The following is a 24,703-nucleotide window of genomic DNA, read 5'->3' as shown; positions in this document are numbered from 1 at the left end:
GGCCGCGCAGGCGGGACAAGCCCGGGCATGACGACTGAGTATGTGGCTCCGCTGCGCTCATCCCATCAGCACTCACTTCGCCGCCCGCACCTCGACCGTTCCCGTGCCCGTCCGCCCATAGCGCGAGGGATTGTACATGTCCTCGACATAGGCTTGCGGCAGCACGTATTTGCCGGGCGAGACCACGCGCACAATATAGGCGACGGTGAAGACCGACTTTGAATCCGAGGCGCGATCGACCGCCGCAGTGAAGCGGTCGTCGCGGAACTCGGTATCCTCGGGCTCCTCGCCGTCCTCGATCCAGTCCAGCGTGCCGCTGTCGCCCGACGACACCAGCTTCGGGTTGTCGATCTCAAGGCCTGCCGGCAGATAGTCGGACACCATGATGTGGCCGTACTCAGGCTTGGCCTCGGTGATCTTCAGTACCACCGCGAAGCGCTGGTTCTGCTTGACCTTGCTGATGTCGGCCGGCTTGCCGTCGAGCGTGAAGTAGTTGCGCTCGATCTTGAAGCCGTTGGACGCAGCCGGCTCCGGCGTCACCGGCGAGCCCGACACCGAGACCACCGCCTGCACCGGCGCATCGCCGGTATTGGTGATCTTCAGCGGCTTGCCCTCCAGCGTCGCGGCCTTATAGCTGCGGTACAGCGCGGTCTTGACCGGCTGACCGTCCACTTCCATGGACAGGTTCTCCTTGGCCAGCGCCCGCGCCGCCAGCACCAGCCATGCATTCTCCTGCGTGGAGGTGTAGGGCGTCAGCCCGCGCGCGGTCTCGACCCGCGACACCGCCTGCGTCAACGTCGCCTTCGGCGCGTTGCCTTCGCTGGCGAGCGACACCAAAGCCGCCGCATCGCGAAGCTGCGAGCCGTAGTCGGTACGGCCGAACTCCAGCACGGGCTTCGGCGCGAGGCTGTCGAGCGCGGCGCCGTACACGCGTTCGGCGCGGTTGCGATCGCCGACCAGAGCGAGCGCCGCCGCGAGCTGCGACTTCGCGATCGGGGTTGCGAGGTTGCTGAGCTTGGTGTCGGCGAGATAGCGGAGATCGCCGATCGGCGCTGCGCCGTTACGTGCGAGCACATAGAGGCCGTAAGCGAGATCGCGCCCGCCGTCCTTCTCCGGCTCGTTGCCGTTGACGACGGAGTTTCTGACACGGTCGAGCGCGTTCTTGAACAGGACGTCCGGCACCGCAAAACCCTTCTCACGGGCACGGGTCAGGAAGTCCGTCACGTAAGCGTCGAGCCAGGCGTCGTCGCCGCCGGCCGACCACAGGCCGAACGAGCCGTTCGAACCCTGACGGGCCAAAAGCCGCTCGATCGCATCGCGGATGCGCTGATCGACCTCGGTGTCCATGGCCAGATGCGCGCCGGCAGCAAGGTCGTTGACATAGAGCAACGGCATCGCGCGGCTCGTGATCTGCTCCGAGCAGCCATACGGATAACGGTCGAGCGCTTTCAGGATCGTCGCCGCATCGAGCGCGGTCGACAGGCTGGCCGAAACCGAGACGCTGCCGGTGCCCGGCACGAGGTCGGAGAACATGTCCGAGGTCAGCGTCAGGCTCTCGCCTTTCGCCAGCGTCCGGATCGACCGCCGTGCCAGGACCTGCGTCGCCGCCTTGACGTCGAACGCGTAATGGCGCGCCAGCGTCAGCCCGTTCGGCCCCCTGATGTCGACGTCCAGCGTCGCCTGCCCGGCCGCGGTCGCGTCGATCGCCAGCGCAAACGAGTTGCGCTGCTTGGCGGCGAGCTTGACCGTGGTGGCGGGATTGCCGGTCATCTTCACGGGGCCGCCGGTCTTCACGTTGATGACGTAGTCGCCGGCCTGTCCCTCGACATTGTCGATCTCGAGGTTGACCGTGCCGTGGTCGCCATTGAGCAGGAAGCGCGGCAGGGTCGTGGTGAGCACGACAGGATCGCGAATCACGACGTCGGTGTTGGCGCGGCCAAGCTTGGTCGCGGTCCACGCCACCGCCATCACGCGCGTGGTGCCGGCGAACTCCGGAATGTCGAAGCCGACTTCCGCGCTGCCATCGGAGCCAACCGTGACGATGCCGGAATAGAGCGCCAGCGGCTTCTGCGCGGGCGGCGAACCCTGCAGCTCGGCAGCCCCAGCGTCACCACCGGACTTGATCTGGCCTCGCGTGCCGGACATGCCGTCGATGAGCTGCCCATAGAGATCGCGGATCTCGGCGCTCAGGCGGCGCTGGCCGAGATAGTAATCGTCCGGCGCCGGCGGCTTGTAATTGGTGAGGTTGAGGATGCCGACATCGACCGCGGCGATGACGATCTTGGCGTCCTCGCCCGGATTGAGTCCGTCGAGCTTGACCGGGATCTTCAACGTTGCGTTGGGCCGGATCAGCGCCGGCGGCGACAGCTTGACCTGCAAGGTGCGGGCCTGCTTGTCGATGCCGAACCATTTCAGCCCGATCGCCCGGCCCGGCATGCGCTGGGCAGCGGCATCGAGCGGGCGGCGCAGCGTCGCCACCACGTAAGCACCTGTGCCCCAGTCCTTACCAACCGGGAGCTTCACCTGGGCAGTGCCTTCCTTGACGTCGATCGTCTGCGTCGTCAGCAGGCGGTCGCCGAGCACGTTGACGGTCAGCTTGCCGGCGCTGCGGACGTTGACCGACACCGTCATGGTGTCGCCGGAGGAATATTGCGGCTTGTCGATCGAGGTCTCCAGGAGGTCCGGCGTGTCGGCGCTGCCGTCGGAATACCAGCCGACGTCGAACTGCACCGAGGTCACCGGGCCATCGGCGTCGTTCGACTTCACATCGAGACGGTAGCGGCCGGGCTGGGGAGTGAGCGAAATCCGCGCCGGCTTGTCGGCCGTAACGGTCACATCACCGTCGGCAACGCGCGAGGTCGACTTGACCGGCTCGTACTCCCAGTAATTGTTCTGGCGATACCACTGGTAGCGCGACTCCATCTTCAGGAGCTCGTAGCGCAGGCCGTCGCGGCGCAACCTCTCGCCCTCGGGCGAGACGAACAGGACATCGAACTCGGCCTTGTCGCCCTCGGCGACGTTCTTGTCACCGAATAGCGGCTTGACGCCGATCAGGGCGGTCGCGGGCGCCACCGGCAGCACGATCTTGCGCTCGACGGCGCGGCCGCCGGTCTCCACCATGCGGACGAAGATCTGGGCTTCCTGCGGACGGGTCGAAGCCGGCTGCTTGTCCAGCGTCACCGGGAAGGTCGCAACGCCATTGGCGTCGGCCTCGGGCAGATTCTCGAGCGGCGTGCGCTCGTTGGAGGTGGTCTCCTCGTCGGCGACGCCGAACTGGTAGCCGGCAAAGCCCGGACGTTCGCTCGCGGTCGCGACCAGCATGTCGCCTTCAAGCTGCAGGCCGGACGCGGGCGCGCCATAGAGGAAATGGCCGTCCGCCTTAAGCTCCACTGGAGCGTTAGCTTTGATCAGCTTGTCCTTGGCGGACAAGTCGAATTCGATCCGATCAGGAACGTAGTCCTCGACCATGAAAGTGGTCTCACCGACCGAGGAGCCTTTCGGGTCGGTGAAGGCGCGCACCCGCCACGTCCCGGTCGGAACGGCCGAGTTGAGCGGCACGGACAGCGTACGGCCGCCGGCGCCCTGGTCGGCGAGCACGGCACGTCGGTATTCGACGCCATCAGGGCGCTCGATCACCAGCGTCAGCGGCCCGCCGCTGACGGCATTGCCCTGCCCGTCGCGCAACAGCGCGGTGAGATAGACGGTCTCGCTGGAGCGGTACACACCACGCTCGGCATAGACGAAGGCGTCGGCGCCTGCAGGCACCACGCGGCCTGAGACGCCGCGATCGGACAAATCGAAGGCGGAGGACTTCAGGCTGAGGAAGGCATAATCGGCCTTCTCGCCCGTGACCGTCAGCATCGCCGGCGACAGGCCGCCCTCGCCGCGCGCAAGGCCCGCCTCGAACAGCACATGGCCGCTGTCGTCGGTCTTGCGCGTCGCCAGGATCTCGTTGTTGCGGGCAACGAGCCGCACCTCGGCCTTGCCGACCGGATCGGTCGAGGCCAGCGAGTTCACGAACACGTGGATACCGTCATTGCCGGAATAGGCTGACACCCCGAGATCGGAGACGATGAACCATTGGGTGGCGAGCTGGTAATCGTCGTCCGAGCCCGGACCCTTGGCGGCGGCCGTCATCACGTAGACGCCCGGCTGAAGCTCGCCGAGCGCCTGGTCAACCGGAAAGGCCGTGGTGACGTCCTGGTTCAGCGTCATCGCGGTTGCGAGCTCGCCGGTCCAGACCTTCACGCCGCGCTCGCCGCCGAGATCGGAGAGCTGGTATTTCGACAGCGTCTTCTGGAAATCGCTGTCGACCACAGTGTTGATCAGATTGCGGTCGCCGATCCGGAACACGTTGATGTTGACCGCGGGCGTGTTGACGCTGACCACGGGAATGCCGCGCTGGCCGGTCCGCGGCAGCACATAGGCCCGGCTGGTGAAGCGCACGAACGGCTTGCGGTCGCGCACATAGACGTTGAACTCGGCCGATTTCGGCAGCCCCTCCTTCACGGTGGACGGCAGGCCGGCGCGCAGACTGATGTTGTAGCGCTCGCCGTGCTTCAGCCCGTCGACGCAGAGCTGCTTGCCTTCGGCCGACAGCGCCGGCTTGTCCTGGCCCGCCAACGCCAGGAACGGCGCAAAGTCGGTGCGTTTTGCCAATTCCTCGGAGAACTGGAAGCAGGCGCGCGGGCTCGCCGAATCCGAGTCCACGGTATAGTCGAGCAGCCGGAAGCCGTGCTCGTCGCGCATCTTCTCATATTGGCCGCGGACGTCGGCGACCTCGCGCATGTCGAGCGACAGCCGCAGCGAATCCAGCGCCGGCCGCCACAGCTTGCGTTCCGACAGCGACTTGCCGAGCACGGCGAGGGCGTCGGCCTCCTCGCCGGCATTGCCGGCGCGCTGGTAGGCGATGTAGGCCGCGGTCGAGGCGCGTTCCAGCAGGAAGGTCTGCTCGCTCGAGCTCTTCGGCGATATCTGGAAGATGACCTTGGCAAGCCGCAGCCAGTTGCCGGCGTCCTCCGGCGTGGTCGCGGCGATCTGGCCGAGCACCGACAGGCCGGTGCGATAATCATTGCGCCGGAAGGCGGCGTCCGCGTCGGTGCGCAGCGTCGCGTTGGACTTGGCGACCGGCCCGGCCTCGCTCTTGATCTGGGCCTCCAGCTTGATCGCGGCATCGGCGAGGTCGTCGCGCTTGAACGCCTTGTCCGCGGCATGCGCGGCGGCGAGGCCGAGCGCCAGCGTGGCGCAGAGTGTGACGGCGCGAACAAGACCAATCATGATGGACTCCCGGAAATCGCGGACAGCCGCCCGCGGGCAGCATGAAATGCGCGGAAAGGTGACGGACTCAAGGCGATGGAACCAAAGGTGCAATTCGTCGCATTCGCCATGGAAAGGCAAGCCCAGAGGAGACCGATCAAGATACCGCCGCTCACACCGTCCTGATGGCGCAGCGATACCCGACCCGTCGACCGGCGGCCACATCCCGGAAGCTGGCCAGCGTTCCCGGCGATGTGATCCATCGTCCAGTCCGCTGCCGCTCAACCCGGCACCCTGACATGCCACCGTCTCGCTTTGTCGCGGCTCTGAGGAAAACGGTTCGGTTCAGACTTGGCGAAAGACGATATTTTTCATATTTGGCATGGTAGATGAACCAGCCGGCCTCCAAACGGAGGCTGGCGCAGCGACGGTCCCATAGCTCAACTGGATAGAGTAGCGGATTTCTACTCCGCGGGTTGCAGGTTCGAGTCCTGCTGGGATCGCCAGTCTCATTTTCTAAATCCACCGCCCTTCACGAACGCGTGGGTAACCATACGCGGGCCTTTGAACCGTGCCGATCAGCCCTATGTAAGCGGCGGGCGAATTGCGCCCGCGTTAAGGACTCCGATGCTTCCTGCCGAATGGACGAGAATGGCCATCGCATCTGCGGTGGCGATCGTCGCGATGTCGTTTTTGGCAATCGACGCAGGCGTTGTGAACACCAGTGTGGTCACCAGGCCCATCAAGGTGGCTCAAGCATCGATCATTGGCGCCGCCATGGGCCAGCATCACCTTTCCTTCGCCGTTCAGGAGTGGGCGCGTCCCAGCCGCGATAACAGCGAAAAGCCGGCCTTGGAGCACTGCCTGGCGATCGACTGATCGAGGCGCCCTCTTCCGCGCAAGCGCCGACATTCATCCTCGGCCACCTGTCGACTGACGAACGTGCCACCATCGCGCAATCGCCGCGGTGAGATCATCCCAGACCTCCGTCGGCAAGTCCGAGACCGCCACCCGCACGCTGTATTGGTCCGTGGTCGCGTCGTGAAACCACTCGGTCGCAGCAAAGTCGAAACCGAAGCTGCCGGCATGGCGAATCGGGAGGCCTTCGGCGCGCAGTTCGTTGCTCATGTCCTCGGCGGCCTGCCGCGCGCTCGCCTCGTCGAGAGGGCTCCTGCCCCGCAAGGTGACATAGAGACCGTGGGCGAAATGGAGTTCGGCCGAGAGCGCCGGGAGTGTTGCAGCAAAATGGCGGGCCATGCTGCGGCCGTTGCGCAGGATCGCCGCAACGCGCCTCTTTGTGAGGGCCCAGTAGACCGCGCTGCCGACAAAGGGCGGGAAGTGCGCCGGCAACGCCGCGCCGCCGAGCAATCGCACCGCGTTGCGGGTTTCGGCCGCGAGACGTGTCCATTCAGGCCGCCCTGCCCTCTGCAGGTCATCATTCCCCTGCACGAAGACCGCCGAGCCCAGGCGGCCATATTCCGCCCCGAGCGAATCGAGCTTGTTGTGGCTTCGCACCAGCACCAGTGGAATTCCGTATCGCCGGGCCCAACTCAGGACGCGCCGGATCCGGCCCGAGCTGCCCGCGAAGCATGTCGTATCGAAAATCACGAGATCGAGACCCGAGCCGTCGCTTCGGATCGCCGCCTCAAAAGCGCCGGCGCGGGAGCAGGAATCCAAAAGCAGAATTTTCGGCGAATTCGCCGAAGCAAACGCATCACCCAACGGCGGCCTCAAAGCCACGAGCCGCAAATGAGGAACAAGGCCCCGGATCAGCTCCAGCGTCTCGCCATAGGAGCCGGGAAGCACCAGCAAATCAGCCTTCTCGACGATTTGCGCGGAGGCCAGCAGGACGGCGGAGATCGCAGCCATGCCCGAGGCAGTATAGGTCGCCGCGCTCATGCAGCCGCATTCGAACTCATAGAAGGAAGGACCGCGCACCGTAAGATCGGCCCGCTGGTAATCGTAACTGAACTTGAACGGCCCGCTGACGGGATCGGCGCTGTGCGACCAGGCTGTTTCCGTTGCCTTCCACTCGTGCAGCTCGTGCTCTGCCCTGAGCGCCGCAGTGATCTGGAATTTGGACCTGACGACCTCGTCGACCGATCGCGGACGCGTCAAATCGAGCCGATGGCTCAGGCAGTCATTCAACAGCCCGAGTTCCCTGTGCTTCCGTTCCAGATAGGCCTGAATGGTCTCCATGCGAGTCTTGGGCAGATCCGATCGGACGTCAACGTGCGGAAATCGCCTTGGGTCCAACGCACGCCTGCTGCAACGAACAACGATCCTGGCCGTTGAGACGGTGCAAGGAGGACGACATGTCTGAGATCAGAGAGCACATGAAAATCATCGGCAAGGACGGCGCACATGTCGGCACCGTCGACCGCGTCGAGGGCAACCGCATCAAGCTGACGCGCAAGGACAGCCCGGAAGGTCACAAGGACCATCATCACTACATCGACATGAAATATGTCGGTGCCGTCGAAGGCGATGTCGTCAAGCTTTCAATGAATGCCGACGCCGTACCGAAGACGGAAGCCGCCTGAACATTGAGCCGCCTGAACATTGAGCCCCTTCGGGGGCTTTTTGTTTGTTCACGATCCGACTCCGCTTCGTTCCAAAAGCACGAATCGTAATCGTAATGTCGGCGCCGCGCATTTCTTAACGTCGCGTTTCGTCGGATCGATCACGTCGCCATTCACGTATCCATGGGCACGAGCGTCGGCCGCAGCAGGTAGGCGTCGATCGCGGCGTTCGACAACAACAGCCTGCGGCGCTCTCCTCGCAGCATCAACCGATCGATCCTGTTCAGGATGAAGCGAGCGGAGTCCTCGTGCTCGCCTGTGAGCAAGCCGGATCGGTCGAGATATTTCCAGGCAATGTCGAAGGACTGTGCGCGTAACTCGGGGTCGGTCATGGACGGCCAACGTCCGCGGGGAACGGAGGTTCCTGTTCGAGCGCGAGCGAGGCGGGTCGCCTTGCGCAATGCCAGGCGTATCGAACACGGCACAACAAAATGAGCAGCGGCATGGAACGAGATCACGACCGGCACGTTGGATGGCTTGAAATCAAGTGGTGCCGACCTGCCAGCCCCGGTCGGCTTTGAAGGGCCCCGTGCTTGTCCCCCGAGCACGGGGCTTTCTCATGCAGATCAGCCGGCCGGCCGAGTTCGGCCCGTCATCGTCTGACGCGAAATTCCCCTAAGAATGCCCGCAGTCCGCCCGCTCATCGCGCCGGTCGCGGGCCAGCTCGTGCCAGGCCAGAGCCAATTGGATCAGCCTTTGCCGGTCGGCACCTTCCGATGCCGCAGCCCGCTTCATCGCGGCCTCCGCTTCGTGCTGTGGGTCGTACTTGGTATACATGCGACCGACTCTAGCCGGCCATCTGGACAAGCCCATGGCAATTTCGTCCGTATGATTGCGGGGTAACGTCCGCCGCTCCCGGACCGAGGCAAACGCTCCGGCACAATTGCCTCACTGCACGCATGCGCTGATTGCGAAGCCATTCGGCTGGGCTTCATCCAGGCGATCTGTGAATTGTGTCACAGTCCGCGACCTGCATCTCGGTTAAACCATGTTTCGACGCTCCAGCAGCACGCGGAGGCATCGATGGTATTTCCCGTCATGACACAAGAAGCAGCAGCTCCGGCCAACGTCCCGACGCAACGACGAAGGACCGACCTGCTCGGCATCGCCTATCTCGGGACCATCGGCATCGTGATGCTGGCCTGGATCGCCGGCCTGGTCTGGGGCGCAATTGCGTTCTTCAACTGGCTCGTGTGACGCAGAACGATCCGTCGCGTTGGCGAGTAAGGCTCGCGGCCGGCTTCGTTCGCTAAACCAGGCAGTGCAGCATCTGCCCCAGCTTGATCCCGCCGCAAACGATCATGGCCCAAAGCGCCAAGCTGATCTGGATTGCATCCAGCATGTCCCACGTCCCCGCGAATCGTTTTCCCAACGTTTTTTCTTTTGAGAATCGCGTGAAGCGGCACCGGGAGCCAGTGCTATTTTGAGGCAGTTGTTGTGCGCCGCCGAACGTCGCGCCGACATACGCATCGAGACAATCGGTTGACGGCACCAGAACAAAAAGAGGTGGGCGTTCGCCCGCCTCTTTCAGGTCAGGATGCGACCAGTGCCTTAGCGGCACGCTCGCGGATCGGTCGCCACGTACTGCCCGTCCGGATAGCGGTAGTAGCAATTGCCCTGCGCCCAGTAGTAGCCCGGCTGGGATGCGGCGGTGGCACCGGCGATGGCTCCGGTCGCGCCGCCGAGGACCGCGCCCGCGGCAGCCCCTGTTGCGTTGCCCGAGATCAGTCCGCCCAGCACGCCGCCGACGATGGCGCCGCCAAGTGCGCTCGCGCCGGGATCAGCCGGCGGCGGCGGAGGTGGCGGTGCATAGGCGACCGGAGGCGGCGGCGGGGCATAGGCCACCGGCACGTCGTCGTAATATTCCTCGGAGATGTAGGCCGGCGGGCCGGCCATCCGCTGCGGATAATAATACCAGACGCCGCCAACGTCCCACCACCAGCCGGAGCGGCCGTTGTGGACTTCGTGGCGCCAGCGCCCGCCATCCCAGGAGCGATTGCCACGATAGGCATGTCCGCCCCAGTCGCGCGTCGGAGCGGGACCACGGGCGACATAGCGTCCCGGCGGCGGGCCGCCGGCGCTGTGCTGGCCGGGACCAGCATGGGGCTGGCCACCGGGCTGCGGCGCGGGTCGGGCCGCCTGCTGCGGGGGCGGGCCCCTGCGCATGTTCTGACTGTCCGGAGCCGGTGCTCCAGCGCCCGGGCGAGCCGGAGGCTGGCCGGCATCCCTCGACGGCCCCGCGTCCCTCGACGGCCTGGCGTCCTGGGCCTGTGCCGAAAGCGCGAGCAACGACATGGCCGAAACCAAGGAAATGATGATCTTCATGCGGCTGGACGCACTCATGCGTGCTTGACCCCTACTCTTTCGATTGCTCTCGCAATTGCCGTGGTGCCTGGCGCGATAGACGATTCGGATCGCGCTCGGCTTGATGCCGGCTGACATAGCTGACCTGCTTTGTTCGGCTAAGTCGCGTTACAAATGATTAAGATCACGGCAATTTTTCGGCTCGACGGGCCGCGCTGGAGCGCTTCTAGCGGGCCGGCTCGATCACGTTGCAATTGCTCCGCCCGGACATCAGGCAGTCTTGCATCTTGCTGGCCGCGGTAAGGTCCCGCGCGAGCCACCAGCCGACACCGAGGATCAGGATCGCGATGATCAAGCCGGCGATCGCGCCGCGGCGGTTATCGCCGGATTGAGGCTTCGGCCGGGATTTCGGCTTCTCGCCCGGTTCGGGCTTGGACTCGAGTTTGGACGTGGACATGGCTACCTACCGTGCGGGCGCCGGCTTACCACCTCTGCGACGTCCCGTCACATCCCGATCGGTCCAGTTCGTCAGGTTCAGCCTCGGGTCGCCCGGATCGCATCCTTGCGCGAGGTTTCGACCGCCGGGATCGCCTGCTGGAGCCGCGGTGCACAGGTCGTGAGCACGAACGCGGTCTGCGTGCATTCCCAGTCGGCCCCCAGGACGGCGCTCTCGATGGGCTGGGGACGAGCGAGCAGCAGCGCGGCGCCGGCCACGGCTATCAGAGCCAAGGCGATTGCCAGCGCCTTCTGGCGGAAGCGGAAGATCGTCATGCCCGTGCTCCGTCTCGTATCGGGGCGGACGCTAGGCGTCGCCCCTCGTGCTCCCTTATGAGGGACATCACAATTCGGCAGTTTTTCCGGGCTACGAGATCGTCGGGGCGACGATTTTTCGTCTACCTGATCGGCTGCGATTATGGGTGGCTTCGCGACGCGCGCCGATGTACACGCTTCTGCGTCGCGTGGCGCCCGCTATGCCCAGCCGACGTACCAACACGCAGTGATGTAGGGCTGAAAGTGAGGAAGACAAGGTTCGTTCGATGAGTGGATTCAGGGAACCAGGCTTCTCCGACCGACAAAAGGCGGCGCAGGAAGCACGCAAAAATCTTTTGAACAAATTCAAGTCGCAACCGGGTCATGACGATCCGGCGGTCGCGGCACGACGCGCCGAGCGCGAGGCCCTCGCGGCCAAGCGCGCCGAGACAAAGGCAGCGCGCGAGGCCGAAAAGGCCGAGCAGAAGCGTATCGCCGAAGAAGCCGCAGCCGCGGAGGCAGCCCGGATCGCCCGCGAGGCGGAGGAGGCGGTCGCCAAGCAGGCTGAAGTCGAGGCCGAGCAGAAGGCCAAGCGCGACGCCCGCTACGCCGCCCGCAAGGCCAAGCGCAAGTAGCATTCACGGTCGCGTTCAACTGAATTTGAACTGACTATCCGGGGCGGTCCACGTGACCGCCCCTGGATTTTCGACGCACGTCCGTCTGCTGCGGACCACAGTCGAAGATCAGTTCTTCTTCATCATCCCGTCGTCCTTCTTCATCCCGTCCTTCGACATGTGATCCTTCTTCATGCCGTCGTCCTTGGACATGGTGTCCTTCTTCATCATGCCGTCCTTGGACATCGTGTCCTTTTTCATCATGCCGTCATCCTTGCCCATCTTGTCCTGAGCAAAGGCGGCCGGCGCGAGCGCGAGTCCGAGCGAGAGAGCGGCAGCGGAGACGCCGAGCACGATACGGGTGCGAATGGTCATGGATCATCTTCCCTTCGAGATGGTGTTTGTCAGCGACGGACGCCGCTATTCAATCTCGACGGATGCGAGTCCCGCATTGTTACCCCGCCGCCGATAAATTTTTGACGAGCCCGCTGCGATCCGACCTTCGGGGGAGTCCAGAGCCTGCGGCGGTAAGAGGATGTGTGCAGCGCAGCACGGCCACCCCCTTGCCGTGGCATTCGGTCTCGAACTATCAGATGAGAGAATATCGGGTGAAAGACCGGCTAGGATGGGCCTACGTGCCGGTCACATGACCCGCCCAAATCACGCCAACAAGAACCGTTCGAAGAAACGTTCAGAGGGATCACACCATGCTCACGCGCCGCCATCTGCTCGCGACCGCGGTCGCCGCACCCGCCATTCTCCGCTTCGGCACCGGCACCGCGCAGGCCGCGACCACGCTGAAAATCTCGCACCAGTTCCCGGGCGGCACCATCGACAAAGGTGATTTCCGGGACCGGCTCTGCCGCATGTTCGCTGCCGAAGTCAGTAAGCGCAGCAACGGCGACATCGCCGCCGAGATCTATCCGAACTCTTCGCTGATCAAGACCAACGCGCAGTTCTCCGCGATGCGCAAGGGCGCGCTCGACATCAGCCTCTACCCGATGCCGTACGCTGGCGGTGAGCTGCCGGAGACCAATATCGGCCTGATGCCCGGCCTCGTGACTACCTACGACCAGGGCCTGCGCTGGAAGAAGGAGCCGGTCGGCAAGGCGCTGACCGACTTCCTCGCCGACAAGGGCATCATCCTGCTCTCCTGGGTCTGGCAGGCCGGCGGAGTCGCCAGCCGCTCCAAGCCGATCGTCGCGCCGGAAGACGCCAAGGGCCTGAAGGTGCGCGGCGGCTCGCGCGAGATGGACATGGTGCTCCAGACCGCCGGCGCCTCGGTGCTGTCCGTGCCCTCGAACGAAATCTACGCGGCGATGCAGACCGGCGCCTGCGATGCCGGCATCACCTCCTCGACCAGCCTGATCTCGTTCCGTCTGGAAGAGGTCGCCAAGTCCCTGACCTCGGGCGCAGGCGCCTCCTACTGGTTCATGCTCGAGCCGCTGATGATGTCGAAGGCGATCTTCGACAAGCTGCCGAAGAACCAGCAGGACATCCTGCTCGCGGTCGGCACCGAGCTCGAGGCCTTCGGCCGCAAGGGCGCGCAGGACGACGACGTCGAGGTCGCCAAGGTCTACGAGAAGGCCGGCGCCAAGGTCTCGGTGCTCGACGCCGCGACCGTCGGCAAGTGGCGTGACATCGCCCGCGACACCGCCTGGAAGGACTACAGCGCCAAGACCGCGACCTCGGCGAACCTGCTCAAGCTCGCCACCGACGTCGCCGCATGAGCCACGGTCCGCTTCCGGATCGTGACGATCAAACCAGCGCGGCCGCAAGGACAGGCCTTGCGGCAGCGATCGATCGTGGTCTCGCCATCCTCAACAGCATCATCGTGGTGTTCGCCGCGATCGCGCTGGTCGCGGCCTGCGCCATCCTGAGCTACAGCGTGCTCAGCCGCGCCTTGTTCAAGGCCGCCAATTACTGGCAGGACGAGGCCGCCGTGTTCCTGCTGGTCGGCGCGACCTTCATGACGGCCGCCTATGTGCAGCAGAACCGCGGCCATATCGGCATCGAGGCCTTTGTCGGCCTGCTCTCGCCGCTCGCGAACCGGATCAGGCTCTGGCTGGTCGATGCCGCCACGTTTCTGTTCTGCGCCTTCTTCACCTGGAAGTCCTGGACACTGGCCCACGAGGCCTATGTCGACGGCCAGGTCTCGAACTCGATGTGGTCGCCGCCGCTCGCCATTCCCTATTCGCTGATGGCGTTCGGCATGAGCCTGCTCTGCATCCAGATCCTCGTGCAGCTTGCGCTGCCGTTTACCGGAGCCAAGCGTCCATGAGCGTGTTCGGTATCGGCGTTGCCTACGGTGTTGCGACGCTGCTCGTGATGTTCTCGGGCATGCCCATTGCGTTCGCGCTCGGCGCGGTCGCGGTCGTGTTCATGGGCATCTACATGCCGGCGGCGTCCCTCGATACGGTGACGCAAAACGTCTACGAGGAAATGGCCTCGATCACGCTGTTGTCGATCCCGCTCTTCATCCTGAAGGGCGCCGCGATCGGCAAGTCGCGCGCCGGCCAGGATCTCTATTCGGCCCTGCATGCCTGGCTGCATCGCGTTCCCGGCGGGCTCGGCGTTGCCAACGTGTTCGCATGCGCGCTGTTCGCGGCGATGGCGGGCTCCTCGCCTGCGACCTGCTCGGCGATCGGCTCGGCCGGCATTCCCGAGATGCGCAAGCGCGGCTATTCCGGCGGCTTTGCCGCAGGGATCATCGCTGCCGGGGGCACGCTCGGCATCCTGCTGCCGCCCTCGATCACCATGATCCTGTTCGCGGTCGCAGCCGAAAAATCGCTCGGACGGCTCTTCCTCGCCGGCATCGGCCCCGGCCTGCTGCTGGTCTCGCTGTTCGGCGCCTACGCCGTGATCCGCTTCCGCCAGGAATATGCCGCCGCAGAAGCGATCTACAAGAACGGCGGCCCGGAAGCAGCGATCCTCGCCCGCGACGAATACACGCTCGCCGAACGCTTCAGCGTGCTGCCGCGCGTGATCCCGTTCGTGCTGCTGCTCACCGGCGTGATGATCGCGCTCTATGGCGGCTACGCCACGCCGTCAGAGACCGCCGGCCTCGGTGGCCTGCTGGCACTGGCGCTGATCGCGGCGATCTACAGCGTGTGGCGGCCGAGCGACCTTGCGCCCATCATGAAGTCGACGATCCGGGAATCGACCATGCTGATGATGATCATCGGCATGTCGCTGCTCTATTCCTACGTGATGAGCTATCTGCACATCTCGCAATCGGTCGCCGAATCCATCGTCGCGATGCACCTGCCGCGCTGGGAGTTGCTGTTTGCGATCCTCGTCATGGTCGTCGTGCTCGGCTTCTTCCTGCCGCCGGTCTCGATCATCCTGATGACGGCACCGATCATCCTGCCGCCGCTCCGTGCCGCGAACTTCGACATCATCTGGTTCGGCGTGGTCATGACCATCGTGATGGAGATGGGGCTGATCCATCCGCCCGTCGGCCTCAACATCTTCGTCATCCGCAACGTCGCGCCGGACATCCCCTTGCGCGAGGTGATCTGGGGTACGCTACCCTTCGTGCTGCTGATGATGCTCGCAGTGCTGCTGCTGTGCTTCTTCCCGGCGATTTCGACCGGGCTGCCGGATCTGGTGATGGGGCCGGACGGGAGCAGGTAACGACGTCACAGGTGCCGTAGGGTGGGCAAAGCGCAGCGTGCCCACCACCTGTCGATGATCACGGAGAGATGGTGGGCACGGCGCGATGCGCCTTTGCCCACCCTACGCGTGCAGCGATTACGGCTCGGTCTTCCGCCGCACCTTCGGCGCGACCACGCTACCGGCCACCACCTGCAACAGATCTTTGCGCACGGCTTCGATGTGCCGCTCCAGGAAGCGGCAGGCCTCCTCGACCTTCTGCGCGCGGCAGAGCGCGATCATATGGGCGTGCTCCTTTTCGGCCGTCCCCATCGCTTTGGTGTTGGAGAGCTGCAGCCGCGTGTAGCGGTCGCTGGTCTGGAGCAGCGACAGCACGATCGCGCGCGTGCGCGGCTGCGGGGCGTGAACATAGAGCGCCAGGTGGAAGTCGGCGTTGAGCTGGCCCCATTCGCTGACATTGCGCGCCTTGATCGCCTTCTCGAAACTCTTGTGGATGTCGTCGAGCCCGTCGAAATCGTCAGCAGTGAAATGCGGCGCCGACTGCGCCAGGAGGCGCGGCTCCAGAATGCGCCGCAGATCGAAGACGTCGTTGATCTCGTCCAGTGACAGCTCGGAGACGATGGCGCCTTTCTGCGGAACAATCCGCACCAGGCCTTCGGCCTCGAGCTGAAACAGCGCCTCGCGCACCGGGATGCGGCTGACGCCATAGGCCTCGCCAAGGGCATCCTGCCGCAACTGCGATCCGGCCGGATAGGTACCGTCGAGGATCGCCTGCCTGAGCTGGTCGACGATCGCGGCCGACAGGGTGCGATGCTTCAGAGGCTGTTTCATCTGACCTTCTGTTGTCCTTCCCGACTCGTCCGGCCGAAGCGGTCTCTCTCTTGCATGTCGGGCGCTCCAGCAAAAGCCGGGTGCCCCGCAAAGCGGCGTGCCCAGCAAAAGCGCGGCCTGCCGCCGAAATGACCCCAATCTCCGTTTGACACCCAAATTGTATAAATTATACATTTGTCGATAGCACGACAATTTTCGGGGTGTGGGGCCTCTTTCATGATCGAGCAGACGATCCCGGCCAACCGCGCGTTCAGCGTTCGACGGATGGTCATTCGCGCCTCCAGCGCCCTGCTCGCCGTGGAGCGCCTTGCGCTGATGGGCCTGATGTACGTGCTGACCGGCCTGATCCTGGTGAACGTCGTCACCCGCTACGCGCGCTTTCCGATCTACTGGATCGACGAATCCGCTGTTTATTGCGTGGTCTGGCTGACCTTCATCGGCGCCTCCGCGATGACGCGCCTGCGGCTCGACTTCGCGGTGACCATGCTGACGGAACGTCTTTCGCCGCAGCACCAGAAGATCGCGAAGGTGATCTCGACCGGCCTCGTCGTCGTGTTCGGTGCCGCCCTGATCGTCACCTGCATGCTCTGGATGGATCCGGTTGGCCTCGCCCGCGCCGGCTTCGACGGGCGCAAGCTCGCGGCCGAAACCTTCAACTTCCTCTACACCGAGCACACGCAGACGCTGAACTGGCCGACCTGGGTGCTCTACCTGACGCTGCCGATCTTCGCGGTGTCGATGACCGTTCACGGCCTCGCCAATTTGCTGGAAGATCTCGGGCTGGTGCCGCGCGTGCCGCCAAAGGGCTTCCAGCTCTCCGAGCTCGACGGGGTCAACTGATGATCACGTCAGCGGCCTTTATGGTTTTCATGCTGGTCGGCGTGCCGATCGGCCTCTGCCTGTGCCTCGCCGGGCTCGTCTACATCGCGGCATCCGGCAATCCCGTGCTGTTCCAGTCCTATCCGCTGCAGCTGTTCGGCGGCGTCGACAGCTACGGCCTGATCGCCATCCCGCTCTTCATCCTGATCGGCGAGATCATGAACGGCGGCGGCATCACACGGCGCATCGTCGACATGGCGATGGCCTTCGTCGGCTCGCTCAAAGGCGGGCTCGCCTACGTCAACATCCTCGCCAACATGTTCATCTCCTCGATCCTGGGATCGGCGACCGCGCAGGTCGCGATCATGGCCCAGATCATGGTGCCGGAGATGGAGAAGAAGGGTTACGACAAGACGTTTGCGGCGGGACTGACCGCCTATGGCGGCATGCTCGGACCGATCATACCGCCCTCGGTGATGTTCGTGGTCTACAGCGTGCTCGCGCAGGTCTCGGTCAGCGACATGCTGATCGCCGGCATCGTGCCGGGCGTCATCCTCACCGTGATGTTCTGCCTCGTCATCGCGCTGATGGGCTACGTCTACAACTATCCGCGTGCGGACTATCAGACACCGCGCCAGCGCGTCATGACGATCCTGCGGACGTCGCCGACGCTGCTGATCCCGGTCGTCATCGTCGGCACGATTCTGAGCGGCCTTGCCAATGCGACGGAATCCGCCGCCGTCGGCGCGGTGGCTGCCGCACTCGTCGGAAAATACTGGACCAGGGAGTTCGAGTTCTCGCAGCTGCCGCAGATGATGCTGCGCAGCGCGATCTATTCGGCGATCGTGCTGTTCCTGGTCGCGGCCGCCGCCGTGTTCTCCTGGGTCCTGATCTTCGGCAAGGTGCCGCAGGAGACGGCTGCCTGGATCCAGACGGCTGCCAAAGACCCGGTCAGCTTCATGCTGATCTGCAACGTCATCTTGCTGGTGATCGGCACGGTCATCGACGGCATTCCCGGCCTGATCATGACGGTGCCGATCCTGCTGCCTGTTGCAACCGAGGTCTATCACATCGATCCCCGGCATTTCGGCGTCGTGGTGGTCATCAATCTCGTGCTCGGCCTGCTGTCGCCGCCGGTCGGGCTCTGCTTCTTCGTCGCGGCCGCCGTCACCGGCGCCAAGCCCGGCAAGATGTTCATGGTGACGCTGCCCTTCTTCGTCATCTCCTGCGTCCTCCTCGTGCTGCTCTCGCTCTATCCGTCGCTCTCGCTGATCCTCATCAAATAGGCCCGTTCAAAAGGAAGCCCGACCATGCCGCTTACACGCCGCCGCTTTCTCGCCGCCAGTGCCGCCACATCGGTGTTCGCACCGTCGTTGGCGCTCGCCCAGACCAAGGAATTCCGCCTCGGCCTGATCACGCCGAACGGCCATTCCTGGAATAAGGCCGCGCTCAAATTCGGCGACGATCTCAAGGCCGCAACCAACGGCCGCCTGACCTTGACCGTGTTCCATTCCGGCCAGCTCGGCAACGAGCCCGCGATGATGCAGCAATTGCAGTCCGGAGCGCTCGACATGGGCTTCATCCAGGCCGCCGAGCTCGGCTCGCGCGTGCCGCACATCGCCGCGATCAACGCGCCCTACATCGTGCGCTCGACGCCGGCGGTGGCGAAATTCGTGCGGCATCCGGCGGCCGTCAAACTGTTCGACGTGCTGCCGCAGGAAACCGGAACGATCGGGCTTGGCTGGGGCATCACCGGCATGCGCGCGGTGTTCTCGTCGAAGGATTTGACGACGCTCGCCGACATCAAGGGCATGAAGCTGCGCATCAACCCGACGCCGGTCTATCGCGACTTCTACTCGTCCCTCGGCGCTGCGCCGACGCCGATCCCCACGCCACAGGTGTTCGACGCCATGGCCAACGGCCAGGTCGACGGCCTCGAGGCCGATCTCGAATTCTCCTGGAACCAGCGTTTCGACAAGGTCTCCAAGGTGATCCTGCAGATGAATGCCGTCTTCATGCCGATGGCGGCCGTCGTCTCCGGACGGGTCTGGCAGTCGCTCCCCGCTGCCGACCGCGAGCTGATCGCCAAGACGGTCAAGGCGACGCTGGATGCGCAGATCGACGAACTCGCCGGCAACGAGCCCGCGCTGATCGAGAATTTCAAGAACGCGCCGATCCCGATCCGCCAGGTCCCCGCCGGCGACACCGAAGCCGTCATTGCCGAGTTCGACAAGATCTGGCTGCCCAAGGCACCGGTTCTCGCCGAGCTGCGCAAGGTCGGCGCGACGCTCTGATCCCACCCGTCAGCCTCTTCACCACGCCCGGCGGATCCAGCCCCCCGCCGTCAATCTTACTTGGAGTCAAATCAATGAGCCGCCGCGTTTCCTGGGAAGGCGTCTTCCCGGCCGTCACCACGCAATTCCACGACGATCTCTCGCTCGACATCGATGCAACCGCGAAGGTGATGGACGGTCTGATCCGCGACGGCGTCTCCGGACTGATCGTCTGCGGCTCGGTCGGCGAGAACACCTCGCTGGAGCGCAAGGAGAAGGTCGCGATCATGGAGACGGCCAAGTCGGTCGCCGCCGGCCGCGTGCCCGTATTGTGCGGCATCGCCGAATTCACCACGGCGTTTGCGGTCGAGACGGCGAAGGAAGCCGCGCGCGTCGGCATCGACGGCGTGATGGTGATGCCGGCGCTGGTCTATTCGTCCAAGCCGCACGAGACTGCCGCGCATTTCCGCGCCGTTGCCTCCGCGACCGACCTGCCCGTGATGCTCTACAACAATCCGCCGATCTACAAGAACGACGTCACCCCGGACATTCTCGCCACGCTCGCCGACGTCGAGACCGTAGTCTGCTTCAAGGATTCGTCCGGAGACACGCGGCGCTTCATCGATACCCGCAACATGGTCGGCGACCGCTTCGTGCTGTTCGCAGGCCTCGACGACGTCATCGTCGAGAGTATCGCCATGGGCGCCGTGGGCTGGGTCTCCGGCATGTCGAACGCCTTCCCGCGCGAGGGCGAGACGCTGTTTCGCCTCGCCAAGGCCGGCCGCCTCGCCGAGGCGATGCCGATCTACGAATGGTTCATGCCGCTCTTGCACCTCGATGCGCGCCCCGATCTCGTCCAGTGCATCAAGCTGTGCGAGCACATCATGGGCCGTGGTACCGCGCTGACCCGCCCGCCGCGCCTCGCGCTGCTGCCGCAGGAGAAGGCCGAGGTCGAGGCGATGATGGCCAAGGCGCTGAAGAGCCGGCCGCGTCTGCCGGATGTGGGGCTGAAGGCGGCCTGACGGGAGGTCTCGTAGGGTGGGCAAAGCGAAGCGTGCCCACCACCTGTCTCAACAATCGAAAGATGGTGGGCACGGCGCTTCGCGCCTTTGCCCACCCTACGGAGCTGAAGTCGCGGCCCGCTTCTTCTTCGCATTCAGTGCGGACGCGACCCGGCTCACGGGCGGCTTGCCCAGCACGCCGCTCATCTCGTTCGTGGCCGCCAGCAGCTTCTCCATGTCGACGCCGGTCCTGACACCCATGCCCTCGAGCATGTAGACGACGTCCTCGGTCGCGACGTTGCCGGTCGCTCCCGGCGCGTAGGGGCAGCCGCCGAGGCCGCCGGCCGCGGCGTCGATGACGCGGACGCCCTCCTCCAGGCCGGCATAGAGATTGGAGAGCGCCTGGCCGTAGGTGTCGTGGAAATGCATTGCAAGCTTGGCGGCGGGAATGTTGGCGGCAACCGCGCGCAGCATCTCCTTGGCCTTATCAGGCGTGCCGACGCCGATGGTGTCGCCGAGCGAGATCTCGTAGCAGCCGAGCTCCGACAACGTGCTCGCAAGATCGGCGACGGCCTTCGGCTTGATCTCACCGTCGAACGGACAGCCCAGCACGCAGGAGATATAGCCGCGCACCCTGACGCCGTCAGCCTTGGCACGAGCCAGCACCGGCCTGAACCGCTCAATGGACTCCGCAACGGTGCAATTGATGTTGGCGCGCGAAAAGCCCTCGGACGCCGCCGCGAACACCGAAACCACTTTCGCGCCCGCGGCGCGCGCGGCGTCATAGCCCTTCTCGTTGGGCACCAGCACGTGGAATTCGGCGCCCTTGATGCCGCTCACGCCGCGCAGCACGGCATCCGAGCTTGCCATTTGCGGGATCGCCTTGGGTGAGACGAACGCCCCGACCTCGACCGTATCGAGGCCGGCCGCGACCAGCGCCTCGACGAAGGCGATACGGGCTTCGACGCTGACGGGCGTCTTCTCGTTCTGGAGGCCGTCGCGCGGCCCCATTTCGATGATGCGGACGGGGTCGCTCATGTCACTCTCCCGCAGGATCGACCACCGCGAGTTCGACGCCCTCCTGCACGATGTCGCCGACCTTGCACTTGATGGACTTCAAGACGCCGGCATAGGGCGCGCGCAGCGTCTGCTCCATCTTCATCACTTCCAGCGTCAGGATCGGCGCCCCCTTCTCGAGCTTGGCCCCCTCCTCGGCCAGCACGGCGACGACGGTGCCCGGCAGCGGCGCTGCGATCTTGTCCTGGCCGGTCTGCTCTTCGGTCTCACCGCCGAACGGATCGACCCAATGCAGGTCGAAGCGGCCGTTGCGCGTGCGCAAGTAAAGCTCATGGCCGGCGATGACTGCGGCGACCGAGGATTTGACGCCATCAAGCGTCAGGTCGAAGCCGCCGTCGCGTGGCGTGATCGCGAACGCCAATTCGCGTTCGCCGATGACAAGCGTGGACGGGCCGCTGCCGTAGTTCAGCACGATCTTCTGCTCGGGGCCGTGACCGACGCGAAAGGCAAAGCTGCGCTGCCGGCGGCCGACCGGCTGCCAGCCAAAGGTTTGCCAGGGCGAATTCGCCTCCGCTTGGGCGGCCCGCTGCTCGTCGCTGATGATAGCGGCCACTGCGGCGCACAGTTCGAGCTCACCCGGCGCCGGCGCGGCCTGTGTCAGCACCGCCAGCTCACGCTCGATGAAGCCGGTATCGATCGCATTCGTCCGCACCTTCGGATGCGTCATCAGCGCCGACAGGAACGGGATGTTGCTGACGATGCCGCGGACATCGGACTCTTCCAACCCGCGGTTCAGCCGTTCGATCGCGACATCCCGCGTCGGCGCCCATGCGATCATTTTTGCGAGCATGGCGTCATAGTAAGGCGAGACGCTATCGCCCTCGCGGTAGCCGGCGTCGATGCGTAGGCCACCGGTCTCTGCGGGCAGCCGCCAGGTCGAGATCCGCCCGACCGACGGCATGAAGTTCTTGGTCGGATTCTCCGCGTAGACGCGCGCCTCGACGGCGTGGCCGTTGAGCTTGATCTCGTCCTGCTTCAGCGGCAGCGCCTCGCCGAAGGCGACGCGCAGCTGCCATTCCACGAGGTCGATCCCGGTGATCAGCTCGGTCACGGGATGCTCGACCTGCAGGCGTGTGTTCATCTCGATGAAGAACACGTCCTTGCCGTCGGAGACGAACTCGATGGTGCCGGCACCGACATAGTTCACCGCTCCGGCCGCTTTTCGCGCGGCGGCACAGACCGCCTCGCGCTGGGCGGGATTGAGCGTCGGCGACGGCGCCTCCTCGATCACCTTCTGGTGCCGGCGCTGCAGCGTGCATTCGCGCTCGAACAGCGACAGCAGATTGCCATGGCTGTCGCCAATGATCTGCACTTCGATATGCCGGGGATTATCGACATACTTTTCGATCAGCATGCGATCGTCGCCGAACGCGGCCTTGGCCTCGCGCTTGGCGCTGACGATCGCAGGCGCAAGCTCGTCGGCCGAGCGCACGATGCGCATGCCGCGGCCGCCGCCGCCGGCGGAGGCCTTCACCAAAATCGGGAAGCCGATCTTGTCGGCCGCCTTCGAAAGCGTCGCCTCGTCCTGGGCTTCGCCGTGATAGCCGGGCACCAGCGGCACGCCGGCCTTCTCCATCAGCTCTTTCGAGCCGGACTTCGAGCCCATCGCCGTCATCATCCCGGCGGTCGGACCGACGAACACCAGCCCTGCATCGAAGCAGGCCCGTGCGAATTCGGCATTCTCCGACAGGAAGCCGTAGCCGGGATGCACGGCCTCGGCGCCGGTCTTGCGCGCGACCTCGATCAGCCGCTCGACATTGAGATAGCTGTCGCGGGCCCGCGCCGGCCCGAGCAGCACGGCCTCGTCGGCGAGCGCGACATGCATCGCGTCGCGGTCGGCCTCGGAATAGACCGCGACCGTGCGCAGCCCCATGGCACGCGCGGTGCGGATGACGCGGCAGGCGATCTCGCCGCGGTTGGCGATCAGGAGCGTGCGAAAACGACGGTAGAGCTTTGAGTGGTCCATCGCATCACATCCTGAACAGGCCGAATTTCGTCGGCTCGATCGGCGCATTCGACGCCGCCGAGAGGCCAAGGCCGAGCACGAGGCGCGTGTCGGCGGGGTCGATCACGCCGTCGTCCCACAGCCGCGCGGTCGCGTAGTACGGGTGTCCCTGGCTCTCGTATTGTGCGCGGATGGGCTCGCGGAATTTGTCTTCCTCTTCCTTCGACCAGCTATCGCCCTTGGCCTCGATATTGTCGCGCCGGACCTGGCTCAGCACCATCGAGGCCTGCTCGCCGCCCATCACCGAGATGCGCGCGTTCGGCCACATCCAGAGGAAGCGCGGCGAGTAGGCGCGGCCGCACATGCCGTAATTGCCGGCGCCATAGGAGCCGCCGATCACGACGGTGAACTTTGGCACCGAGGCAGTCGCAACCGCGGTCACGAGCTTGGCGCCGTCGCGCGCGATGCCGCCGGCCTCGTATTTCTTGCCGACCATGAAGCCGGTGATGTTCTGCAGGAACACCAGGGGAATGCCGCGCTGGCAGCACAGCTCGATGAAATGGGCGCCCTTCAGTGAACTCTCACTGAAGAGAATGCCGTTGTTGGCGATGATGCCGACCGGATAGCCCCAGATATGGGCGAAGCCGCAGACCAGCGTCGTGCCGTAGAGCTTCTTGAACTCGTCGAACTCGGAGCCATCCACGACGCGGGCGATGATGTCGCGCACGTCGAACGGCTTTCTGCCGTCGACCGGCACCACGCCGTAGATCTCCTCGGCCGCGAACAGCGGATCGCGCGGCTTGTGCATGTTGAGGTTCGGCCGCACCGACGGCTTCAGCGTGCCGACGATGCGCCGCGCGATGCCGATCGCATGGGCATCGTTCTGGGCATAGTGGTCCGTGACGCCCGACTGGCGCGAATGCACGTCGGCGCCGCCGAGCTCCTCGGCGCTGACGACCTCGCCGGTCGCGGCCTTCACCAGCGGCGGGCCGCCGAGGAAGATGGTGCCTTGATTGCGCACGATGATGCTCTCGTCCGACATCGCGGGGACATAGGCACCGCCGGCGGTGCAGGAGCCCATCACGATGGCGATCTGCGGAATGCCCTGGGACGACATCTGCGCCTGGTTATAGAAGATGCGGCCGAAATGCCGCTCGTCCGGGAAGATCTCGTCCTGCAGCGGCAGGAAGGCGCCGCCGGAATCGACCATGTAGACGCAGGGCAGATTGTTCTGCCGCGCCACGTCCTGCGCGCGCAGATGCTTCTTCACCGTCATGGGGTAGTAAGTGCCGCCCTTGATGGTGGCGTCGTTGGCGACGATCATGCATTCGCGCCCCGAAATACGACCCACCCCCGTCACGACGCTCGCCGAATGCACGTCGCCGCCATAGAGGCCATAGGCCGCGAGCGGCGACAGCTCCAGAAACGAGGTGCCGGGATCGACCAGCAGGTCGACGCGCTCGCGTGCCAGCATCTTGCCGCGCGAGGTGTGGCGGTTGCGCGAGGCCTCGCCGCCGCCGCCAGCGACTTGGGCGAGCTTTTCGCGCAAGTCGGCGACAAGCGTGCGCATGGCTTCTGCATTGCGCGAAAAGTCTGATGAAGATGGATCGATGCTGGAATGGAGCGGCATGTTGAT

The 24,703-nt window shown here is 64.9% G+C and carries 24 protein-coding genes and 1 tRNA gene; 12 read left to right on the top strand and 13 right to left on the bottom strand.

What is annotated here, in order from left to right; genetic code table 11:
• Positions 1-72: 72 nt before the first annotated feature.
• Positions 73-5,277: an alpha-2-macroglobulin family protein gene (locus IC66_RS0103975; protein ID WP_038946718.1), complete on the bottom strand. Its 5,205-nt coding sequence runs from the start codon at positions 5,275-5,277 to the stop codon at positions 73-75.
• A 408-nt stretch (positions 5,278-5,685) separates the two neighbouring features.
• On the opposite strand from IC66_RS0103975, the gene IC66_RS0103970 reads away from it, so the two are divergent.
• Positions 5,686-5,762: transfer RNA gene (locus IC66_RS0103970), tRNA-Arg, on the top strand.
• Between the two features lie 145 nt (positions 5,763-5,907).
• A complete protein-coding gene (locus IC66_RS0103965; RefSeq protein ID WP_157158010.1) occupies positions 5,908-6,135 on the top strand; it encodes a hypothetical protein in 228 nt (75 codons plus the stop codon).
• A gap of 33 nt (positions 6,136-6,168) precedes the next feature.
• Here the strand turns inward: IC66_RS0103965 and IC66_RS0103960 are convergent, their stop codons facing one another.
• Positions 6,169-7,455, bottom strand: a complete 1,287-nt coding sequence (locus IC66_RS0103960; protein ID WP_038946717.1) for a hypothetical protein — start codon at positions 7,453-7,455, stop codon at positions 6,169-6,171.
• Positions 7,456-7,571: 116 nt separating this feature from the next.
• On the opposite strand from IC66_RS0103960, the gene IC66_RS0103955 reads away from it, so the two are divergent.
• Positions 7,572-7,799: a DUF2171 domain-containing protein gene (locus tag IC66_RS0103955; protein WP_028144728.1), complete on the top strand. Its 228-nt coding sequence runs from the start codon at positions 7,572-7,574 to the stop codon at positions 7,797-7,799.
• Positions 7,800-7,951: 152 nt separating this feature from the next.
• Here the strand turns inward: IC66_RS0103955 and IC66_RS0103950 are convergent, their stop codons facing one another.
• On the bottom strand, positions 7,952-8,170 hold the full coding sequence (locus IC66_RS0103950) for a hypothetical protein (RefSeq protein ID WP_028144729.1): 219 nt from the start codon (positions 8,168-8,170) through the stop codon (positions 7,952-7,954).
• A gap of 283 nt (positions 8,171-8,453) precedes the next feature.
• A complete protein-coding gene (locus tag IC66_RS47560; protein WP_162832224.1) occupies positions 8,454-8,615 on the bottom strand; it encodes a hypothetical protein in 162 nt (53 codons plus the stop codon).
• 246 nt (positions 8,616-8,861) lie between these two features.
• On the opposite strand from IC66_RS47560, the gene IC66_RS45000 reads away from it, so the two are divergent.
• Positions 8,862-9,035: a hypothetical protein gene (locus tag IC66_RS45000; protein WP_157158009.1), complete on the top strand. Its 174-nt coding sequence runs from the start codon at positions 8,862-8,864 to the stop codon at positions 9,033-9,035.
• 52 nt (positions 9,036-9,087) lie between these two features.
• On the opposite strand, the gene IC66_RS46080 is transcribed toward IC66_RS45000, so the two are convergent.
• The 4 genes from IC66_RS46080 to IC66_RS0103920 form a co-directional block, all read right to left on the bottom strand.
• Positions 9,088-9,399 carry a hypothetical protein gene (locus tag IC66_RS46080; RefSeq protein WP_131233215.1) on the bottom strand — a complete coding sequence of 104 codons (312 nt, stop codon included), beginning with the start codon at positions 9,397-9,399 and terminating at the stop codon, positions 9,088-9,090.
• Positions 9,390-10,181, bottom strand: a complete 792-nt coding sequence (locus IC66_RS0103930) for a hypothetical protein (protein ID WP_028144731.1) — start codon at positions 10,179-10,181, stop codon at positions 9,390-9,392. Before IC66_RS0103930 ends, IC66_RS46080 begins: the two co-directional genes overlap by 10 nt.
• Positions 10,182-10,368: 187 nt before the next feature.
• Complete coding sequence (locus tag IC66_RS0103925) at positions 10,369-10,599, bottom strand: hypothetical protein (RefSeq protein ID WP_028144732.1); 231 nt, start codon at positions 10,597-10,599, stop codon at positions 10,369-10,371.
• Between the two features lie 77 nt (positions 10,600-10,676).
• Positions 10,677-10,913, bottom strand: coding sequence for a hypothetical protein (locus IC66_RS0103920; protein ID WP_028144733.1), 237 nt, complete (start codon positions 10,911-10,913; stop codon positions 10,677-10,679).
• 266 nt (positions 10,914-11,179) lie between these two features.
• Between IC66_RS0103920 and IC66_RS0103915 the strand changes: the two genes are divergently transcribed.
• Positions 11,180-11,527 carry a DUF6481 family protein gene (locus tag IC66_RS0103915; RefSeq protein ID WP_028144734.1) on the top strand — a complete coding sequence of 116 codons (348 nt, stop codon included), beginning with the start codon at positions 11,180-11,182 and terminating at the stop codon, positions 11,525-11,527.
• 108 nt (positions 11,528-11,635) lie between these two features.
• On the opposite strand, the gene IC66_RS0103910 is transcribed toward IC66_RS0103915, so the two are convergent.
• A complete protein-coding gene (locus tag IC66_RS0103910) occupies positions 11,636-11,881 on the bottom strand; it encodes a pentapeptide MXKDX repeat protein (protein WP_018323138.1) in 246 nt (81 codons plus the stop codon).
• A gap of 332 nt (positions 11,882-12,213) precedes the next feature.
• Here IC66_RS0103910 and IC66_RS0103905 point away from each other — a divergent pair, with 332 nt between their 5' ends.
• Genes IC66_RS0103905 through IC66_RS0103895 form a run of 3 tightly spaced genes read left to right on the top strand, consistent with a single transcriptional unit; the run spans position 12,214 to position 15,142 of the window.
• Complete coding sequence (locus tag IC66_RS0103905; RefSeq protein ID WP_028144735.1) at positions 12,214-13,236, top strand: TRAP transporter substrate-binding protein; 1,023 nt, start codon at positions 12,214-12,216, stop codon at positions 13,234-13,236.
• On the top strand, positions 13,233-13,787 hold the full coding sequence (locus IC66_RS0103900) for a TRAP transporter small permease (RefSeq protein ID WP_038946715.1): 555 nt from the start codon (positions 13,233-13,235) through the stop codon (positions 13,785-13,787). Before IC66_RS0103905 ends, IC66_RS0103900 begins: the two co-directional genes overlap by 4 nt.
• Entirely contained in the window at positions 13,784-15,142 is a 1,359-nt protein-coding gene (locus tag IC66_RS0103895) for a TRAP transporter large permease (RefSeq protein WP_018323135.1), read from the top strand. Before IC66_RS0103900 ends, IC66_RS0103895 begins: the two co-directional genes overlap by 4 nt.
• 117 nt (positions 15,143-15,259) lie before the next feature.
• On the opposite strand, the gene IC66_RS0103890 is transcribed toward IC66_RS0103895, so the two are convergent.
• The gene (locus IC66_RS0103890) at positions 15,260-15,952 is read right to left on the bottom strand and encodes a GntR family transcriptional regulator (protein ID WP_038946714.1); all 693 of its coding nucleotides are present in this window, start codon (positions 15,950-15,952) and stop codon (positions 15,260-15,262) included.
• Between the two features lie 216 nt (positions 15,953-16,168).
• On the opposite strand from IC66_RS0103890, the gene IC66_RS0103885 reads away from it, so the two are divergent.
• From IC66_RS0103885 to IC66_RS0103870, 4 genes are all read left to right on the top strand, one after another.
• A complete protein-coding gene (locus tag IC66_RS0103885; protein ID WP_038946713.1) occupies positions 16,169-16,792 on the top strand; it encodes a TRAP transporter small permease in 624 nt (207 codons plus the stop codon).
• Positions 16,792-18,057: a TRAP transporter large permease gene (locus IC66_RS0103880; protein ID WP_028144739.1), complete on the top strand. Its 1,266-nt coding sequence runs from the start codon at positions 16,792-16,794 to the stop codon at positions 18,055-18,057. The genes IC66_RS0103885 and IC66_RS0103880 overlap by 1 nt, the downstream gene beginning before the upstream one ends.
• Positions 18,058-18,081: 24 nt before the next feature.
• A complete protein-coding gene (locus IC66_RS0103875) occupies positions 18,082-19,065 on the top strand; it encodes a TRAP transporter substrate-binding protein (protein ID WP_028144740.1) in 984 nt (327 codons plus the stop codon).
• Between the two features lie 74 nt (positions 19,066-19,139).
• Positions 19,140-20,066: a dihydrodipicolinate synthase family protein gene (locus IC66_RS0103870; protein WP_028144741.1), complete on the top strand. Its 927-nt coding sequence runs from the start codon at positions 19,140-19,142 to the stop codon at positions 20,064-20,066.
• Between the two features lie 96 nt (positions 20,067-20,162).
• Here the strand turns inward: IC66_RS0103870 and IC66_RS0103865 are convergent, their stop codons facing one another.
• From IC66_RS0103865 to IC66_RS0103855, 3 genes are read right to left on the bottom strand one after another with little or no spacing between them, the layout of a single operon-like run.
• Complete coding sequence (locus tag IC66_RS0103865) at positions 20,163-21,083, bottom strand: hydroxymethylglutaryl-CoA lyase (protein WP_028144742.1); 921 nt, start codon at positions 21,081-21,083, stop codon at positions 20,163-20,165.
• A gap of 1 nt (position 21,084) precedes the next feature.
• A complete protein-coding gene (locus IC66_RS0103860) occupies positions 21,085-23,088 on the bottom strand; it encodes an acetyl/propionyl/methylcrotonyl-CoA carboxylase subunit alpha (RefSeq protein ID WP_038946712.1) in 2,004 nt (667 codons plus the stop codon).
• A gap of 4 nt (positions 23,089-23,092) precedes the next feature.
• On the bottom strand, positions 23,093-24,697 hold the full coding sequence (locus IC66_RS0103855) for a carboxyl transferase domain-containing protein (RefSeq protein WP_038946711.1): 1,605 nt from the start codon (positions 24,695-24,697) through the stop codon (positions 23,093-23,095).
• Between the last annotated feature and the right edge of the window lie 6 nt (positions 24,698-24,703).

Source organism: Bradyrhizobium genomosp. III (assembly GCF_000261705.1).
GTDB classification, from domain to species: domain Bacteria; phylum Pseudomonadota; class Alphaproteobacteria; order Rhizobiales; family Xanthobacteraceae; genus Bradyrhizobium; species Bradyrhizobium ottawaense.
This window is presented reverse-complemented; position numbering and strand designations above follow the sequence as displayed.